Below are 17,201 nucleotides of genomic sequence, written 5' to 3' on the forward strand. Positions count from 1 at the left end.
GGCCTGCTGAAACTGGTTGCGGGGGCAGGATTTGAACCTACGACCTTCGGGTTATGAGCCCGACGAGCTACCAGACTGCTCCACCCCGCGTCAAAGCTGGGCCGGAATTATACGGCCACCCCCTGGCGAGGGTCAACCAAACACTCCAGCAACAAGAAAGCCCGCGAACTGCGGGCTTTCTTGAGTATGGTACCGAGGAGGGGACTCGAACCCCTACAGCCTATGGCCACTACCACCTCAAGGTAGCGTGTCTACCAATTCCACCACCTCGGCAAAACTGTTACTGCTCTGGAGCCTCCGGCACGTCCGAAGCATCAGACGCTGGAGCTTGCTCTTCGAGCACCGGCACGTCTTCGACAGCCGGTTTTTGTTGAACTTCCAGAACCGCTGGATCTGGCAGACCAACCTGAGTCAGTGCATCAGCTTTTTCTTTAGCAAAGTACGCTAAACCCAAGCTGGTAATGAAAAAAGCCGCGGCGAGTATACCAGTAAACTTACTCAGAAAGGTAGAGGAACCTTGGCTTCCGAATACAGTTGCCGAAGCACCCGAACCGAACGACGCACCTGCGTCAGCGCCCTTACCCTGCTGCAACAGTACCAGCGCTACAATCCCGATCGCACCCATCAGGTGCAAAACAACAATGACTGTTTCCAGCATTCTTCAGTTTCCTGCAGCGCGACAGATCGCACCGAATTCATCCGCATTCAGAGAGGCACCACCTACGAGCCCCCCATCGATATCCCGCATGCCGAACAACTCGACAGCACTGGCGGCCTTTACACTGCCGCCATAAAGAATTCTCAACTCACTCGCGACACCAGCATCGAGCTGCGCAACTTGCGCGCGGATCGCCGCATGCACTTCCTGAGCTTGCTCAGGCGTAGCGGTCAACCCGGTGCCAATGGCCCACACAGGCTCATAGGCCACTACGGCGTTTTTCAGCGCATCGACACCTAGCGCATCGATCACTGCAGCCAACTGGCCACCCACCACACCCAGCGTTGCATTCGCTTCACGTTGCTCGCGGGTTTCACCAACACAGAGCACGGGAGTCAAACCTGCAGCCTGTACCGCTGCAAACTTGTGTGCGACCACTTCATCGCTTTCACCCAGAATCAGGCGACGCTCCGAGTGACCAACCAGCACCAGCTCACAACCACCATCGACCAACTGACTGACTGCCAGCTCACCGGTCAAGGCGCCCTGCTCAACTTGCGCCGCGCAATCCTGTGCCCCAATCTTCACCGCCTTACCATTCAGGCCTTCGACGACCTGAGCGATATGCAGACTGGAAGGAAACACTGCAACCTCTACATCCGCAGGCAGTACCTGCTGACGCAACCCTTCGATCAGCTCTGCGACGCTTGCGCGGGTACCGTGCATTTTCCAGTTACCGGCGACTAAGGTGCGACGCATGTTTTGCCTCGTCGATCAAAGAGGGCGCAGATGTTACCCAAGAGCACCCTCGGTAGCAAGCTCAATCAAGCACAGACTTCGGCAACAATCTTAGCCAATTCATCGGCATAGCCGCGAACCGAGCTTTCCTCGTCACCCTCGACCATTACCCGCACCAATGGCTCGGTGCCGGATTTGCGTAGCAGTACGCGACCGCGCCCTGCCATGCTCTCGGTCACACGCGCGCAAGCCTCTTTAACGGACGGATGCTCGAGCGGGTCGAGCGCACCGGAAAACCGCACATTGACCAATACCTGCGGGCATTTTCTCAGATCGCTGCGCGCCTCGACCAGACTCTGACCACGACGCTTGAGTGCCATCAGCACCTGCAGAGCTGCAATGATCGCATCGCCGGTGGTGGTGTGCTGGAAGCACACCAGGTGCCCAGAGTTCTCGCCCCCAAGTTGCCAATTGCGCGCCAGCAATTCAGCGATCACATAGCGATCGCCCACATTGGCGCGAACGAATGGGATGTTCAGATCTGCCAGCGCCAGCTCCAGCCCCAGGTTGCTCATCAACGTGCCGACCACACCGCCGCGCAGACGATCACGCTCCTGCAGGTCTCGCGCAATGATGAACAACAGCTCGTCACCGTCGACCACCGCACCGTACTGATCGACCATCAGCACACGATCAGCATCGCCATCGAAGGCAATACCCAGGTCCGCCTGCTGTGCGACCACTTCAGCCTGCAACGCCGCGATGTGCGTAGAGCCACAAGCATCATTGATATTGAGCCCATCGGGCTGAGCCGAAATAACCCGAACCTCTGCACCCAGCTCGCGGAATACACTCGGCGCCACCTTGTAGGCAGCACCATGAGCGCAATCGAGGACGATCTTCAGCCCCTTGAAGCTGGTGCCACTGGGCACGCTGCCCTTGCAGAACTCGATATAGCGCCCCGAAGCGTCGTTGATTCGCGAAGCCTTACCGATCCCGGCAGACTCAACCACGGTCATCGGCTGGTCGAGCAACTCTTCGATCATCAGCTCGACATCATCCGGAAGCTTGGTGCCTTCGCCGGAAAAGAATTTGATGCCGTTATCGTCATGCGGATTGTGCGAAGCACTGATGACGATACCGGCATCAGCCTGGAAAGTACGTGTCAGGTAGGCGATGGCCGGCGTCGGCATCGGCCCGAGCAGTTGCACGTCAGCCCCTGCAGCAGCGAGCCCCGCCTCCAGGGCAGACTCGAACATGTAGCCAGAGATACGTGTGTCTTTGCCGATCAGAATGCGGCACTTACCCTGCTTGCGAAACGCCATGCCAGCGGCCCAGCCGAGCTTGAGCATGAAATCCGGGGTGATCGGGAATTGACCGACACGCCCACGAATACCGTCGGTACCGAAGTACTTTCTAGCCATAACGCTTTCCTTGTTATTGCGCCGCTTCAACCGCAGCGATCATGCGCACCACATCCACCGTTTCGGCGACATCGTGCACACGCAAAATATGTGCGCCCTTGGTCAATGCCAGGGCCGCCAATGCCAAGCTACCGTACAGGCGATCGCCAACCTCGTGACCGAGCACCTTACCAATCATGCTCTTGCGCGAAACACCAACCAGCAAGGGCCGCCCCAACGCAGAGAGTTCGCCCATGCGCTTGAACAGGGCGAGATTGTGCTCCAGGGTCTTGGCAAAACCAAAGCCCGGATCGAGCAGGATCCGCTCGGCGGGAATACCGGCCGTCGCGCAGGCGGCCATGCGCTCGACGAGAAAATCATGCACCTCTGAGACGATGTCCGAATACTGCGGATCATCCTGCATGTTGCCGGGCTCGCCGCGCATATGCATCAGACAAACCGGCAGACCGGTATCTGCCGCCGCATCAAGAGCACCATCACGCTGCAGCGAGCGCACATCATTGATCAGCCCCGCGCCCAGCCTTGCCGTCTCACGCATGACTGCAGGCGTCGAGGTATCCACGGAAATGATCACGTCGAGCTCACGAGCGATGGCTTCGACAACTGGCGCAACCCGCTCCAGCTCCTCGGTAGGCGAAACGCTTCGCGCCCCAGGACGGGTGGACTCACCACCGATATCGATCAGCGTCGCACCTGCTGCGACCATCTGCTCGGCATGACGCAGTGCGGCGTCGCGCGCCGTAAAACGCCCACCGTCGGAAAAAGAATCAGGAGTGACATTGAGAATGCCCATCACCTGCGGACGGGACAAATCAAGAAGCCGGCTACCACAGGGTAGCCGGCTCGGGTGTTGCGCTTGAGACATATGAAACCTTAGTGCTCGGCCGCCGGCCCACCAATGGGCTTTTCAGAGCGGTCTGGCTCGTCGACTTTGGCCTGCGGAGCACCAGAGTCGTCACCACCACCCCAGCCGCGCGGCTCACGGGGCTCGCGACCATTCATGATGTCATCGATCTGCTCAGCGTCGATGGTTTCATATTTCATCAACGCTTCGGCCATGGCATCGAGCTTGTCACGGTTCTCTACCAGCAGCTTCTTGGCCGTGGCGTAGCATTCATCGATGATACGGCGCACTTCCTCGTCGATCTGCTTGGCAGTCTCACCGGACACATTGCTGGCCTGGCTACCCATGCTACGACCCAGGAAGACTTCACCTTCTTCCTCCGCATACATCAGCGGGCCCAGTTTCTCGGACAGGCCCCACTTGGTGACCATGTTCTTGGCCAGCTGGGTGGCGCGCATGATGTCGTTCGAAGCGCCCGTGGTGACACCATCGAAGCCCAAGGTCATCTCTTCGGCGATACGGCCACCGAACAGCGAGCAGATCTGGCTGATCAAGGCGCGCTTGCTGAGGCTGTAACGATCTTCTTCCGGCAGGAACATGGTCACACCCAAGGCACGACCGCGCGGAATGATGGAAACCTTGTAGACAGGATCATGCTCGGGAACCAGGCGACCGACGATGGCGTGCCCCGCCTCGTGGAACGCAGTATTGAGCTTCTCCTTGTCGGACATGACCATGGTCTTGCGCTCTGCGCCCATCATGATCTTGTCCTTGGCCAGCTCGAACTCCTTCATTTCTACCAGGCGCTTACCGGCACGAGCAGCGAACAGAGAAGCTTCGTTGACCAGGTTGGCCAGATCAGCACCGGAGAAGCCCGGAGTACCGCGCGCGATGACCGCCGGATTGACGTCGTCGCCCATCGGCACTTTGCGCATGTGCACTTTCAGAATCTGCTCGCGACCGCGGATATCAGGCAGGCCCACGACCACCTGACGGTCGAAGCGACCAGGACGCAGAAGCGCAGGGTCGAGAACGTCCGGACGGTTGGTGGCAGCAATGACGATAATGCCGTCGTTCATTTCGAAGCCGTCCATCTCCACCAGCAATTGGTTGAGAGTCTGCTCACGCTCGTCATGACCGCCGCCCATACCGGCGCCACGGTGGCGACCAACAGCGTCGATCTCGTCGATGAAGATGATGCAAGGGGCGTGCTTCTTGGCCTGATCGAACATATCGCGAACGCGGGAAGCACCCACACCCACGAACATCTCGACGAAGTCGGAACCGGAAATGGTGAAAAACGGCACTTTCGCTTCGCCGGCCACGGCCTTGGCCAGCAAGGTCTTGCCGGTACCTGGCGAGCCGACCATCAGCACGCCACGCGGGATACGACCGCCCAGACGCTGGAACTTGCCTGGATCGCGGAGGAATTCCACCAACTCGCTGACTTCTTCCTTGGCCTCGTCGCAACCAGCAACGTCAGCAAAGGTGGTCTTGACCTGATCCTCGGAGAGCAGGCGCGCCTTGGACTTACCAAAGCTCATCGGACCACCCTTGCCGCCGGCCCCGCCTTGCATCTGACGCATGAAGAACATGAATACGGCGATGATCACCAGGATCGGGAAGCTTGCTACCAGCAGTTGAGTCCAGATGCTCTGCTGCTCCGGCTGCTTGCCTTCGATGACCACGTTGTTGTCGATCAGGTCGCCAATCAGGCCGCCGTCCTGGATCGCCGGACGAATGGTCTTGAAGCCTTCGCCATCGGTACGCTTACCAGTGATCACATAGCCGTCGACAGTGACGCGCTCGACGCGCCCTTCCTTCACCTGCTCGATGAATTGCGAGTAGCTCAGGGTCTGCGGCTCGCTCGGACTGGAGAAGTTGTTCATCACGGTAACCAGCACCGCCGCGATGATCAGCCACAGGATCAGATTCTTTGCCATGTCGTTCAATTAGCTACCCTCTGAAGCAGGCCTCGTGGCGAAGCGGGCTTCCCATGACGACCAATGATATACCGACTAACTTACACCAAACGCCCGCATCCCGCAGGCGCCGTCTGTAACCCTTTATGAGGTTTCTGCCACTGAGACCGACATGGTCGATACCAGTTTCAATCACACCCCGCGAAAGCCACGCGCCAGCAGATATTGTTCACGGGAGCGATCACGCGAGGACAGCGGCTTGCGCATCTGCACCTTGTCGAACGTCTCACGCACCTGCTTGTGATAAGCGTCGAAACCTTCGCCCTGGAAGATCTTGATCAGAAAATCACCGCCCGGACGCAATACACGCCCGGCCAGATCCAGCGCCAGCTCGCACAGATACATGGCGCGCGCCTGATCGGCGGTTCTTACCCCACTCATATTGGGGGCCATATCGGAAATAACAAGGTCCACCGGATTTTCACCGATGGCCTCGAGAATCTGCGCGAAGACCGCGTCATCGGTGAAGTCACCCTGAATGAAGGTGACATCAGGGATGCTGTCCATCTCCAGGATGTCGGAAGCGATCAACCGCCCTTTGTCACCGATCACCCGACTGGTGACCTGCGACCAACCGCCCGGTGCCGCGCCGAGATCGACTACGGTCATGCCTGGGCGCAGGATGCGATCCTTCTCCTGGATTTCCAGCAACTTGTAGCTGGCGCGCGAACGATAGCCGTCCTTCTGCGCCATCTTCACGTAGGGATCGTCGAAATGTTCTTTCAGCCAACGCTGGCTGGTCTTGGAACGTGCCACTGAAACCTCTGACTCAACGGGTCATGAATAACTGCGCGGGCTCGGGTAAGATAGGCGCCGTTTTCCAGACCGAATTAGGTACTAACGATTATGCCGCTCACTCAAGAGCAGAAGAAACAATTCAAATCTATCGGCCACCACCTGAAACCTGTATTGATCGTGGCTGACAATGGTTTGACCGAGGGCGTGCTGGCCGAGTTGGACCGCGCCCTGAACGATCACGAGCTGATCAAGGTACAACTGCGCCTCACCGAACGCGAGGATCGCCAGGCCGCCATTGTAGCCCTGTGCGAGAGCGGACGCGCTGAACTGGTCCAGTCGATTGGCAAGGTCGCCCTGCTCTATCGCAAGAACCCCAAGCCGAATCGCAACCTGTCCAACGTCATTCGTTACCAGGGTTGAGGCACTTCCATCGCGATCACGGGCAAGCACGGCGTGCCCTGATCGCGAATGAATTCGCGCCTGAACGCGTCGTTAGCGCCTGACCGGCGCCCCAGGCACGGGCTGCAGCACCAGCAACAGCCCACAAAATGCCATCACCAGATAGCTGAAGCGCAACCAGTACTCGACCTCAGGCCAGTACTGCAACACAGCGAAGTAGCTCAGGGCCATGGCCGCAACGGTCAGCAGCAGTTGCCCACGCATATCCCGCAACAAACTCGACAGACCCTCACTTCGCAGCAAGGCAAAAGCCTGCAGCGCAACGCATACCGCTGTCAGACCGACCAGTAGCGGCACCAGCCGCGTGGCTATCTCCTGCACCAGCAGCGGCGCCAGCCCAACCTGACCGATAGCTGGCAGGATGACGAATTGCAGCAACCACAAACCGCCAACCCAGAGGGTCTGGGCCAGCTGCCAACTGACGGCAGCCGCCCGCGACGGTTGTTGCGGTTTAGATATGACGGACTTCGACAATCTCGTACTCGATCAGGCCGCTGGGGGTCTGCACCGCCACCACATCCCCCTCGCTCTTGCCGATCAGGGCACGAGCGATAGGTGAGCCGACGGAGATCTTGCGCTGCTTGATGTCAGCTTCGTCTTCGCCAACGATCTGGTAGGTCACGCTTTCGTCGGTCTCGACGTTGGCGATTTCCACCGTGGTGCCGAAGATCACCTTGCCGGTGTGCTCGATGCTGGTGACGTCGATGATCACTGCGTTCTGCAGACGGCCTTCGATATCACGCACACGCGCCTCGACCATGCCCTGCTGCTCGCGCGCGGCATGGTATTCGGCGTTTTCCTTGAGATCGCCCAGCTCGCGGGCTTCACCGATGTCCTGGCTGAGTTTCGGACGCACCACCTTGGTCAGGTGCGCCAGCTCTTCTTCCAGGGCGCGAGCGCCCTGGACGGTCATGGGGTACTTGTTCATGCCTTGATTCCTGCATGCAGATCCTGCAGCCGGCGCACGGTCTTCTCGGGACCGAACTTGAGCGCTTCACAGACCGCCTGACCAGCCGCGATGGTGGTGGTGCAGTAGATCTTGTGCTGCAGGGCGTTACGACGGATCGAGTAGGAGTCAGCAATCGACTGACGCCCCTCGGTGGTATTGATGATCAGAGTAACTTCATCGTTCTTGATCATGTCGACCACGTGCGGACGGCCTTCGGTCACCTTGTTCACGCGGCGTACCGGCAGGCCGGCAGCCTCGATCACCTTGGCGGTACCGGCAGTGGCAACCACCTCGAAGCCCAGTGCGACCAGATCACGTGCGACCTGAACGGCTTCCGGCTTGTCATCTTCACGCACGCTGATGAACGCGCAACCGGAGTTCGGCAGGATTTCGCTGGCGCCCAACTGAGCCTTGGCGAAGGCTTCGCCGAAGGTGTCACCGACACCCATGACCTCACCGGTGGACTTCATCTCTGGGCCGAGGATCGGGTCGACACCCGGGAACTTGGCGAAGGGGAACACCGCTTCCTTGACGCTGAAGAACGGCGGGATGATTTCCTCGCTGTAACCGGCCTCGGCCAGGCTCTTGCCGGCCATGACGCGAGCAGCCACCTTGGCCAGGGACTCGCCCACGCACTTGGAGACGAACGGCACGGTACGCGAGGCGCGCGGGTTCACCTCGATGACGTATATGTCCTCGCCCTGCACAGCCATCTGTACGTTCATCAGGCCGACCACGCCGAGCTCCAGGGCCATTTTCTTGACCTGCTCGCGAATCTCGTCCTGGATGTGCATCGGCAGCGAGTACGGCGGCAACGAGCAAGCGGAGTCACCGGAGTGCACGCCAGCCTGTTCGATGTGCTGCATGATCGCACCGATCACCACGGTCTCGCCGTCGCACACCGCATCCACGTCCACCTCGATGGCGCAGTTGAGGAAGCGATCGAGCAGCACCGGGCTGTCGTTGGAGACCTTCACCGCTTCGCGCATGTAGCGTTTGAGTTCTTCTTCCTGGTAGACGATTTCCATCGCCCGGCCGCCCAGTACGTAGGACGGACGCACCACCATCGGGTAACCGATGTTCTTCGACAGAGCCAGTGCTTCATCTTCGCTGCGTGCAGTGGCGTTGGCCGGCTGACGCAGGTTCAGGCGCTGCACCATCTGCTGGAAGCGCTCGCGGTCTTCGGCGCGGTCGATGGCCTCAGGGCTGGTGCCGATGATCGGTACGCCCGCTTCTTCCAGGGCGCGGCAGATCTTCAGCGGGGTCTGGCCGCCGTACTGGACGATGACGCCTTTCGGCTGCTCGACACGGACGATTTCCAGCACGTCTTCCAGGGTCACCGGCTCGAAGTACAGGCGATCGGAGGTGTCGTAGTCGGTGGAGACGGTTTCCGGGTTGCAGTTGACCATGATGGTCTCGTAACCGTCTTCACGCATGGCCAGCGCAGCGTGCACGCAGCAGTAGTCGAACTCGATGCCTTGGCCGATACGGTTGGGGCCGCCACCGAGAATCATGATTTTCTCGCGGCTCGACGGATTGGCTTCGCACTCTTCCTCGTAGGTCGAGTACATGTAGGCGGTGTCGGTGGCAAATTCGGCGGCGCAGGTGTCCACACGCTTGTACACCGGCAGCACTTTCAGCTTGTGGCGATGAGCACGTAGGCTCTTCTCGGAAACACCCAGCAGCTTGGCCAGGCGCGCATCGGAGAAGCCCTTGCGCTTGAGCTTGAACATCAGGTCGCGGTCGATGGCCGACAGACCCAGGGTCTCGACGGTAGCCTCGTCCTTGATCAGATCTTCGATCTGCACCAGGAACCACTCGTCGATACGGGTCAGCTCGAACACTTCGGCGACGGTCTTGCCGGCGCGGAAGGCATCAGCCACATACCAGATACGATCGGCGCTGGGCACGGTCAGCTCGCGACGCAGAGTGCTTTCAGCCTCCGGGTCGTTCAGGTCGAGCTTCGGATCGAAGCCGGCAACGCCGACCTCCAGGCCCCGCAAGGCTTTCTGCATGGATTCCTGGAAGGTACGGCCGATGGCCATGACTTCACCGACGGACTTCATCTGAGTGGTCAGGCGGGCGTCGGCTTTCGGGAATTTCTCGAAGGCGAAGCGCGGAACCTTGGTTACCACATAGTCGATGGCCGGCTCGACCGACGCCGGGGTACGACCGCCAGTGATGTCGTTGCTCAGTTCGTCGAGGGTGTAACCGACAGCCAGCTTGGCGGCGATTTTGGCGATCGGGAAGCCGGTGGCCTTGGAGGCCAGCGCCGAGCTGCGCGATACACGCGGGTTCATTTCGATGACGACCATACGACCGGTGTTCGGGCAGATGCCGAACTGCACGTTGGAGCCACCGGTTTCCACGCCGATCTCACGCAGTACCGCCAGCGAGGCGTTACGCAGGATCTGGTATTCCTTGTCGGTCAGCGTCTGAGCAGGGGCAACGGTGATCGAGTCACCGGTGTGCACGCCCATCGGATCGAAGTTCTCGATGGAGCAGACGATGATGCAGTTGTCCTTCTTGTCACGGACCACCTCCATCTCGTATTCCTTCCAGCCGATCAGCGACTCGTCGATCAGCAGCTCGCTGGTCGGCGACAGGTCGAGACCACGGGCGCAGATTTCCTCGAACTCTTCCCGGTTGTAGGCGATACCACCACCGGTGCCACCCATGGTGAAGGACGGACGGATGATGCACGGGAAGCCGACTTTTTCAAGGACGCCGTAAGCGTCTTCCATGCTGTGGGCAATGCCGGATACCGGGCAAGCCAGGCCGATGTCTTTCATCGCCTTGTCGAAGCGCGAACGGTCTTCAGCCTTGTCGATGGTGTCGGCGTTGGCACCGATCATCTCGACGCCGAACTTTTCCAGCACGCCGTGACGCTCCAGGTCCAGCGCGCAGTTCAGTGCGGTCTGGCCACCCATGGTCGGCAGCAGGGCGTCGGGGCGCTCCTTCTCGATGATCTTGGCCACGGTGGCCCACTTGATCGGCTCGATATAGGTGGCGTCGGCCATCGACGGGTCAGTCATGATGGTGGCCGGGTTGGAGTTCACCAGGATGACGCGGAACCCTTCTTCCTTCAGCGCCTTGCAGGCCTGGGCGCCGGAGTAGTCGAACTCACAGGCCTGGCCGATGACGATGGGGCCAGCACCGAGGATCAGGATGCTTTTGATGTCTGTACGTTTTGGCATAGCGGTTACTCGAATCCTTGGGTCAGTCGGCGGGGCTTAACGGCGCTTGGCCATGGCTTCGATGAAGCGGTCGAACAGCGGCGCCACGTCGTGCGGGCCGGGGCTCGCCTCGGGGTGACCCTGGAAGCTGAAGGCGTCCTTGTCGGTACGCTCGATGCCCTGCAGGGTGCCGTCGAACAGCGACTTGTGAATCGCGCGCACATTGCTCGGCAGGCTGCTTTCGTCCACGGCGAAACCGTGGTTCTGGCTGGTGATCATCACCACGCCGCTGTCGAGATCCTGTACCGGGTGGTTGGCACCGTGGTGGCCATGGCCCATTTTCAGGGTCTTGGCGCCAGAGGCCAGGGCCAGCAGCTGGTGGCCGAGGCAGATGCCGAATACCGGGATATCGGTTTCCAGCACGTCCTTGATCGCCTGGATCGCGTAGTCGCAAGGCTCGGGATCGCCAGGGCCGTTAGACAGGAACACGCCATCAGGATTGAGCGCCAGCACGTCGCTGGCCGGAGTTTGCGCCGGCACCACGGTCAGACGGCAGCCACGCTCGACCAGCATGCGCAGGATGTTCAGCTTCACGCCGTAGTCGTAGGCGACCACATGATAAGGCAGTTCGCTGGCCGGGATTTCCGGGTGCCTATCGTCCTTCAGATTCCAGGTGCTTTCGCGCCACTCGTAGCGCTCGGTGCAGCTGACGACCTTGGCCAGGTCCATGCCCTTGAGGCCCGGGAAGCTGCGCGCCAGTTCCAGTGCTTTCTCTTCGGTGGCGTCGTCACCGACCAGGATGCAGCCGTTCTGCGAACCTTTTTCGCGCAGGATGCGAGTCAGGCGGCGAGTATCGATACCAGCGATGGCGACGGTGCCGTTGGCTTTCAGGTACTCGTCCAGCGGCTGCTTGTCGCGCCAGTTGCTGGAGATCAGCGGCAGGTCACGAATGATCAGGCCAGCGGCCCATACGCGGTTGGACTCGGCATCTTCCGGCGTGGTGCCGGTGTTGCCGATGTGCGGGTAAGTCAGGGTAACGATCTGCTGGGCATAGGATGGATCGGTAAGGATTTCCTGATAGCCGGTCATGGCGGTGTTGAACACCACCTCTCCAATCGTCTGGCCATCGGCCCCGATGGAATCGCCGCGAAAAATGCTGCCGTCAGCAAGGGCCAAAATGGCAGGTTTGGGGGCTGGCTTAGTCAAGAAGACCTCCGTCTCGATCAAGGCTTGAAGCAAACGCAGGTTGTAAAAAAGCGGGATGACGTGTGAAGGTCATCCCGCTTTTTTATTTGAGCCATTCTGCGTAACTTTTAGTGGACACACTAAAACAGGAAGCTTACAGGAAAACCCTTTTTCGGTCCACCCGATAAGACGCCTCAGTCACACATTCGCATCAACGCAGGCCCAACACGTCCTGCATGTCGTAAAGCGCCGGCGAACGCTGCTGCAGCCACAGCGCAGAACGCACTGCGCCCTTGGCGAAAGTCATGCGGCTGGAGGCCTTGTGCGTGATCTCGACACGCTCGCCATCGGCGGCGAACAGCACGGTGTGGTCACCCACCACGTCACCGGCACGCACGGTGGCGAAGCCAATGGTTTCACGCTCACGCGCACCGGCCTGACCTTCACGGCCGTAGACGGCGACCTTCTGCAGATCACGCCCCAGTGCATTGGCAACCACTTCGCCCATGCGCAGTGCGGTACCGGACGGTGCATCGACCTTGTGCCGATGGTGGGCTTCGATGATCTCGATATCCACGTCATCACCCAATACGCGAGCTGCAGTATCGAGCAACTTCAGGCACAGGTTGACTCCGACGCTGAAGTTGGCGGCGAAAACGATAGGGATCTGCCTGGCAGCTTCGCTGAGCTGCTGTTTCTCTTCTGGCGTGAAGCCCGTGGTGCCGATGACCATGGCCTTGCCCGCCTGACGGCAGACTTCCAGATTCTTCAGCGTCACCGACGGGTGAGTGAAGTCGATCAGCACGTCGAAATCATCGATCACGGCGCTCAGGTCGCCCGCCAGGGTTACCCCGATCTTGCCCAGACCGACCAGTTCACCAGCATCTGCACCGATCAGGCTGCTGTCAGCACGGTCGATGGCGGCACTGAGCTTGGCACCCTCGGCCTGACTGACGGCCTCGATCAGGGTCTTGCCCATACGCCCGGCGGCGCCCATCACTGCAATACGTTGCATACATCAGCTCCAAGCTGTCGCCCCGGCATCCACCGGGGCGCGTTGCGATTAAACGTCGCCGAAGAAGCGCTTCACGCCTTCGAACCAGCCACTGGCCTTGGGCGAGTGGGAATCGTCACCCTGCAGCGACTTGCGGAACTCCTCGAGCAGCTCGCGCTGACGCTTGTTCAGGTTGACCGGCGTTTCCACCGCCACCCGGCACATCAGATCACCAGCCGCACCACCACGAACAGGTGCCACGCCCTTGCCGCGCAAGCGGAACAGTTTGCCAGTCTGGGTACCTTCGGGGATCTTCAGCTTGACCCGACCATCGAGGGTCGGCACTTCCAGCTCGCCACCCAGTGCCGCATCGGCAAAGCTGATCGGTACTTCGCAGTACAGATGCTTGCCATCACGCTGGAAGATCGCATGTTCACGGACGTTGACCACCACATACAGGTCACCGGCCGGGCCGCCATGCGTGCCGGCCTCACCCTCGCCAGACAGGCGAATGCGGTCACCGGTATCGACACCTGGCGGCACCTTGACCGACAGGGTCTTGCTCTCTTCCACGCGCCCCTGGCCATGGCAGCTGCCGCACGGGTCGGTGATCATCTTGCCGCTGCCATGACAGCGCGGGCAGGTCTGCTGCACGGAGAAGAAACCCTGCTGCATGCGCACCTGACCGATACCACCGCACGTAGTACAGGTCACCGGGCTGGTGCCCTTCTTGGCACCCGAGCCATCGCAGGTCTTGCAACCGACCAGGGTCGGTACACGGATGGTCACGGTGGTGCCGCGCACCGCTTCTTCCAGATCCAGCTCAAGGGTGTAGCGCAGATCCGAGCCGCGCTGGGCACCGCCACGCGAGCCGCCGCGAGCACCGCCGAAGAAGTCGCTGAACACGTCACCGAAGATATCGGAGAAGTTGGCGCCGCCGAAACCAGCGCCACCGCCGCCACCCATCTGCGGGTCGACCCCGGCGTGGCCGTATTGGTCGTAGGCCGAACGCTTGGCCGCATCAGAAAGTACTTCGTAGGCCTCGTTGGCCTCCTTGAATTTCTCTTCGGCGTCTTTGTCGTCCGGGTTGCGGTCCGGGTGATATTTCATCGCCAGGCGCCGATAGGCCTTCTTCAGCTCGGCTTCACTAGCGCCGCGCTCGACCCCCAGGATCTCGTAATAGTCACGTTTTGCCATAGTTGTGCTGCACTCTCAGATTCGTGAGCTCCAGATACGCCGACGCGGGAGAAGGCTCCCGCGCGGCGAATCCTGCCCGTCGCGAGCGACGGTGGAGCGTAAAGAAGAGGCGGCCTGCCGAGCAGGCCGCATCCCTTACTTGTTCTCCTTGACCTCTTCGAACTCAGCGTCGACCACGTCGTCACCGGCATCCTTGGCGTCGCCAGCGTCAGCCTGGGCAGCACCACCCTGCGGCTGCTCGGCATACATCTTCTGCGCCAGCGGCGTGGTGGCCTCGGACAGCGCGTTCATCTTGGCTTCGATGGCCTCCTTGTCGTCGCCTTTCACAGCCACTTCCAGTTCGCCAATGGCTTTCTCGATGGCCGCCTTCTCGTCGGCAGTGGCCTTGTCGCCCGCCTCGGTGAGCATCTTGCGAGTGGCATGCACCAGTTGATCGCCCTGGTTACGCGCGGTGGCCAGCTCTTCGAACTTGCGGTCTTCCTCGGCGTTGGCCTCGGCGTCACGCACCATACGCTCGATTTCGTCATCGGACAGACCAGAGTTGGCCTTGATCACGATGGACTGCTGCTTGCCAGTGGCCTTGTCCTTGGCGGACACGTGCAGGATGCCGTTGGCATCGATATCGAAGGTCACTTCGATTTGCGGCACGCCACGCGGAGCCGGCGGAATCTCGGCAAGGTCGAACTTGCCCAGCGACTTGTTCTGCGCGGCCTGCTTGCGCTCACCTTGCAGCACGTGAATGGTCACGGCGCTCTGGTTGTCATCGGCAGTGGAGAACACCTGCGACTTCTTGGTCGGGATGGTGGTGTTCTTCTCGATCAGCGCAGTCATCACGCCGCCCATGGTTTCGATACCCAGGGTCAGCGGGGACACGTCGAGCAGCAGTACGTCCTTGACGTCACCAGCCAGAACGGCGCCCTGAATGGCTGCGCCCATGGCAACGGCTTCGTCCGGGTTGACGTCCTTGCGCGGTTCCTTGCCGAAGAACTCGGTCACCAGCTTCTGCACCAGCGGCATGCGGGTCTGACCACCGACCAGAATCACATCGTTGATAGAACCGACGTCGACACCAGCATCTTTCAGCGCGATACGGCAAGGCTCGATGGTGCGCTGCACCAGATCCTCGACCAGCGACTCCAGCTTGGAGCGGGAGATCTTCACGTTCAGGTGCTTCGGACCGGTGGCATCTGCAGTGATATACGGCAGGTTGACGTCGGTCTGCTGGCTCGAGGACAGCTCGATCTTGGCCTTCTCTGCGGCTTCCTTCAGGCGCTGCATGGCCAGCGGGTCACCCTTGAGGTTCATGCCGGTTTCTTTCTTGAATTCGTCGACGAGGTAATCGATCAGACGAATGTCGAAGTCCTCACCACCGAGGAAGGTGTCGCCGTTGGTAGCCAACACTTCGAACTGGTGCTCGCCATCGACTTCAGCGATCTCGATCACCGACACGTCGAAGGTACCGCCACCCAGGTCATAGACGATCACGGTGTGGTCGCCCTTGGCCTTGTCCATCCCGTAGGCCAGCGCAGCCGCAGTCGGCTCGTTGATGATGCGCTTGACGTCCAGACCGGCGATACGACCAGCATCCTTGGTAGCCTGACGCTGGCTGTCATTGAAGTATGCCGGGACGGTGATCACCGCCTCGGTGACTGCTTCGCCGAGATAGTCTTCGGCGGTCTTCTTCATCTTCTTGAGAATTTCAGCCGAGATTTGCGGCGGTGCCATCTTCTGGCCGTTCACTTCGACCCAGGCATCACCGTTGTCCGCCTTGGCGATCTTGTACGGCACCATCTGAATGTCTTTCTGCACGACTTCTTCGTCGAAACGACGACCGATCAGACGCTTCACCGCATACAGGGTGTTGTGCGGATTGGTCACCGCCTGACGCTTGGCCGACTGACCGACGAGAATTTCACCGTCATTGGCATAAGCGATGATGGACGGCGTGGTACGAGCGCCTTCGGCGTTCTCGATTACCTTGACGTTGCCGTTTTCCAGAATGGAGACGCAGGAGTTGGTGGTCCCCAGGTCGATACCGATAATTTTGCCCATGAATGTTCTCCCGAAACTTTGATTTTTCCGTCGCCTCGTTTCTCAGGCGCCGGCAGCACTAAAACGCTTGACTTAAAAGTGGGGTCGTTACAGCTGATTTCAAGCCTGCTCGTCGATACTCGGCGGCGGCGTGGTTGGTGCCTTGCTGACCACGACCATGGCCGGGCGCAGCAGACGACCGTTGAGCAGATAGCCCTTCTGGAACACCTTGAGCACCGAATTCGGCTCGGTATGAATGCTCTCTTCCATGGCCATGGCCTGGTGGTGCTCCGGGTTGAACGGCGCGCCGTGCGGGTCGATGGCTTCCAGGTTGTAGCGAGCCAGAGTGTCGTGGAACAGCTTGAGGGTCAGCTGCATACCTTCACGTACGGCCTTGATCGATACATCGTCAGGGCTGGACAGCTCCAGGCCACGCTCCAGGCTGTCGATTACCGGCAGCAGGTCGCCGGCGAATTTTTCCAGCGCAAACTTGTGCGCCTTTTCCACATCCTGCTCTGCGCGGCGACGCACGTTCTGCAGGTCGGCAGCCATGCGCAGCGACTGATCCTGCGCAGTGGCCAGTTGCTCTTCCAGCGTTTGCACGCGAGCAGCCAGGTCGTCACTCGGCGCCACAGCTTCCGCTGCCTGCGCTTCGGGATTCTGCGTATCCAGGGTCTGTTCGTCAGCCATGCCTTTCTCCTCTCGAAAAAACTGGCGCGATACCGACTCGCGCTCCTGCCGCCTATATGGAGTCAATTCCACAGCTTTCAAGGGGCGATAGACGAGGATTGCCAGGAAAAGAAAAAACACTGTATAAATAACCAGA

The 17,201-nt window shown here is 60.1% G+C and carries 15 protein-coding genes and 2 tRNA genes; 1 reads left to right on the forward strand and 16 read right to left on the reverse strand.

The features are described from left to right. Positions 1-13: 13 nt before the first annotated feature. The 8 genes from EGJ86_RS11025 to rlmE all read right to left on the reverse strand — a co-directional run bounded on the left by EGJ86_RS11025 (position 14) and on the right by rlmE (position 6,402). Positions 14-90, reverse strand: a tRNA-Met gene (locus tag EGJ86_RS11025). Positions 91-187: 97 nt separating this feature from the next. Continuing rightward, a tRNA-Leu gene (locus EGJ86_RS11030) sits at positions 188-273 on the reverse strand. 7 nt (positions 274-280) lie between these two features. Further along, positions 281-658: a preprotein translocase subunit SecG gene (secG, locus tag EGJ86_RS11035; RefSeq protein WP_125835137.1), complete on the reverse strand. Its 378-nt coding sequence runs from the start codon at positions 656-658 to the stop codon at positions 281-283. A gap of 3 nt (positions 659-661) precedes the next feature. Then, the gene (gene tpiA / locus EGJ86_RS11040; RefSeq protein ID WP_099526100.1) at positions 662-1,417 is read right to left on the reverse strand and encodes a triose-phosphate isomerase; all 756 of its coding nucleotides are present in this window, start codon (positions 1,415-1,417) and stop codon (positions 662-664) included. A 65-nt stretch (positions 1,418-1,482) separates the two neighbouring features. Next, positions 1,483-2,820: a phosphoglucosamine mutase gene (gene glmM / locus EGJ86_RS11045; RefSeq protein WP_125835138.1), complete on the reverse strand. Its 1,338-nt coding sequence runs from the start codon at positions 2,818-2,820 to the stop codon at positions 1,483-1,485. A 13-nt stretch (positions 2,821-2,833) separates the two neighbouring features. Further along, positions 2,834-3,685 carry a dihydropteroate synthase gene (gene folP / locus EGJ86_RS11050; RefSeq protein ID WP_125835139.1) on the reverse strand — a complete coding sequence of 284 codons (852 nt, stop codon included), beginning with the start codon at positions 3,683-3,685 and terminating at the stop codon, positions 2,834-2,836. Positions 3,686-3,693: 8 nt separating this feature from the next. Then, positions 3,694-5,607 (reverse strand): ATP-dependent zinc metalloprotease FtsH, encoded by a 1,914-nt coding sequence (gene ftsH, locus EGJ86_RS11055; protein WP_125835140.1) that lies wholly within the window; start codon positions 5,605-5,607, stop codon positions 3,694-3,696. A gap of 171 nt (positions 5,608-5,778) precedes the next feature. Continuing rightward, a complete protein-coding gene (gene rlmE / locus EGJ86_RS11060) occupies positions 5,779-6,402 on the reverse strand; it encodes a 23S rRNA (uridine(2552)-2'-O)-methyltransferase RlmE (RefSeq protein WP_099526104.1) in 624 nt (207 codons plus the stop codon). Positions 6,403-6,492: 90 nt separating this feature from the next. Here rlmE and yhbY point away from each other — a divergent pair, with 90 nt between their 5' ends. Further along, positions 6,493-6,804 (forward strand): ribosome assembly RNA-binding protein YhbY, encoded by a 312-nt coding sequence (gene yhbY / locus EGJ86_RS11065; protein ID WP_017675336.1) that lies wholly within the window; start codon positions 6,493-6,495, stop codon positions 6,802-6,804. Between the two features lie 72 nt (positions 6,805-6,876). On the opposite strand, the gene EGJ86_RS11070 is transcribed toward yhbY, so the two are convergent. The 8 genes from EGJ86_RS11070 to grpE all read right to left on the reverse strand — a co-directional run bounded on the left by EGJ86_RS11070 (position 6,877) and on the right by grpE (position 17,185). Then, on the reverse strand, positions 6,877-7,317 hold the full coding sequence (locus tag EGJ86_RS11070; protein WP_099526105.1) for a DUF4149 domain-containing protein: 441 nt from the start codon (positions 7,315-7,317) through the stop codon (positions 6,877-6,879). Next, complete coding sequence (gene greA / locus EGJ86_RS11075; RefSeq protein WP_099526106.1) at positions 7,295-7,771, reverse strand: transcription elongation factor GreA; 477 nt, start codon at positions 7,769-7,771, stop codon at positions 7,295-7,297. The genes EGJ86_RS11070 and greA overlap by 23 nt, the downstream gene beginning before the upstream one ends. Further along, the gene (carB, locus tag EGJ86_RS11080; RefSeq protein ID WP_125835141.1) at positions 7,768-10,989 is read right to left on the reverse strand and encodes a carbamoyl-phosphate synthase large subunit; all 3,222 of its coding nucleotides are present in this window, start codon (positions 10,987-10,989) and stop codon (positions 7,768-7,770) included. Before carB ends, greA begins: the two co-directional genes overlap by 4 nt. Before the next feature lie 36 nt (positions 10,990-11,025). Continuing rightward, positions 11,026-12,174 carry a glutamine-hydrolyzing carbamoyl-phosphate synthase small subunit gene (gene carA / locus EGJ86_RS11085; protein WP_125835142.1) on the reverse strand — a complete coding sequence of 383 codons (1,149 nt, stop codon included), beginning with the start codon at positions 12,172-12,174 and terminating at the stop codon, positions 11,026-11,028. Positions 12,175-12,364: 190 nt separating this feature from the next. Then, positions 12,365-13,168: a 4-hydroxy-tetrahydrodipicolinate reductase gene (dapB, locus tag EGJ86_RS11090; RefSeq protein WP_125835143.1), complete on the reverse strand. Its 804-nt coding sequence runs from the start codon at positions 13,166-13,168 to the stop codon at positions 12,365-12,367. Between the two features lie 48 nt (positions 13,169-13,216). Continuing rightward, entirely contained in the window at positions 13,217-14,344 is a 1,128-nt protein-coding gene (gene dnaJ / locus EGJ86_RS11095; RefSeq protein ID WP_092377437.1) for a molecular chaperone DnaJ, read from the reverse strand. A 135-nt stretch (positions 14,345-14,479) separates the two neighbouring features. Further along, a complete protein-coding gene (dnaK, locus tag EGJ86_RS11100; protein WP_099526110.1) occupies positions 14,480-16,396 on the reverse strand; it encodes a molecular chaperone DnaK in 1,917 nt (638 codons plus the stop codon). 99 nt (positions 16,397-16,495) lie between these two features. After that, a complete protein-coding gene (gene grpE / locus EGJ86_RS11105; protein ID WP_305965126.1) occupies positions 16,496-17,185 on the reverse strand; it encodes a nucleotide exchange factor GrpE in 690 nt (229 codons plus the stop codon). Positions 17,186-17,201 lie beyond the last annotated feature (16 nt).

The organism is Pseudomonas sp. o96-267, from assembly GCF_003935465.1.
GTDB classification, from domain to species: domain Bacteria; phylum Pseudomonadota; class Gammaproteobacteria; order Pseudomonadales; family Pseudomonadaceae; genus Aquipseudomonas; species Aquipseudomonas sediminis.

What these genes read in the sequence shown, in the direction of transcription:
- secG (WP_125835137.1), bottom strand. Translation starts at nt 658, where the DNA reads ATGCTGGAAACAGTCATTGTTGTTTTGCACCTGATGGGTGCGATCGGG.
- tpiA (WP_099526100.1), bottom strand. Translation starts at nt 1,417, where the DNA reads ATGCGTCGCACCTTAGTCGCCGGTAACTGGAAAATGCACGGTACCCGC.
- glmM (WP_125835138.1), bottom strand. Translation starts at nt 2,820, where the DNA reads ATGGCTAGAAAGTACTTCGGTACCGACGGTATTCGTGGGCGTGTCGGT.
- folP (WP_125835139.1), bottom strand. Translation starts at nt 3,685, where the DNA reads ATGTCTCAAGCGCAACACCCGAGCCGGCTACCCTGTGGTAGCCGGCTT.
- ftsH (WP_125835140.1), bottom strand. Translation starts at nt 5,607, where the DNA reads ATGGCAAAGAATCTGATCCTGTGGCTGATCATCGCGGCGGTGCTGGTT.
- yhbY (WP_017675336.1), top strand. Translation starts at nt 6,493, where the DNA reads ATGCCGCTCACTCAAGAGCAGAAGAAACAATTCAAATCTATCGGCCAC.
- greA (WP_099526106.1), bottom strand. Translation starts at nt 7,771, where the DNA reads ATGAACAAGTACCCCATGACCGTCCAGGGCGCTCGCGCCCTGGAAGAA.
- carB (WP_125835141.1), bottom strand. Translation starts at nt 10,989, where the DNA reads ATGCCAAAACGTACAGACATCAAAAGCATCCTGATCCTCGGTGCTGGC.
- dapB (WP_125835143.1), bottom strand. Translation starts at nt 13,168, where the DNA reads ATGCAACGTATTGCAGTGATGGGCGCCGCCGGGCGTATGGGCAAGACC.
- dnaJ (WP_092377437.1), bottom strand. Translation starts at nt 14,344, where the DNA reads ATGGCAAAACGTGACTATTACGAGATCCTGGGGGTCGAGCGCGGCGCT.
- dnaK (WP_099526110.1), bottom strand. Translation starts at nt 16,396, where the DNA reads ATGGGCAAAATTATCGGTATCGACCTGGGGACCACCAACTCCTGCGTC.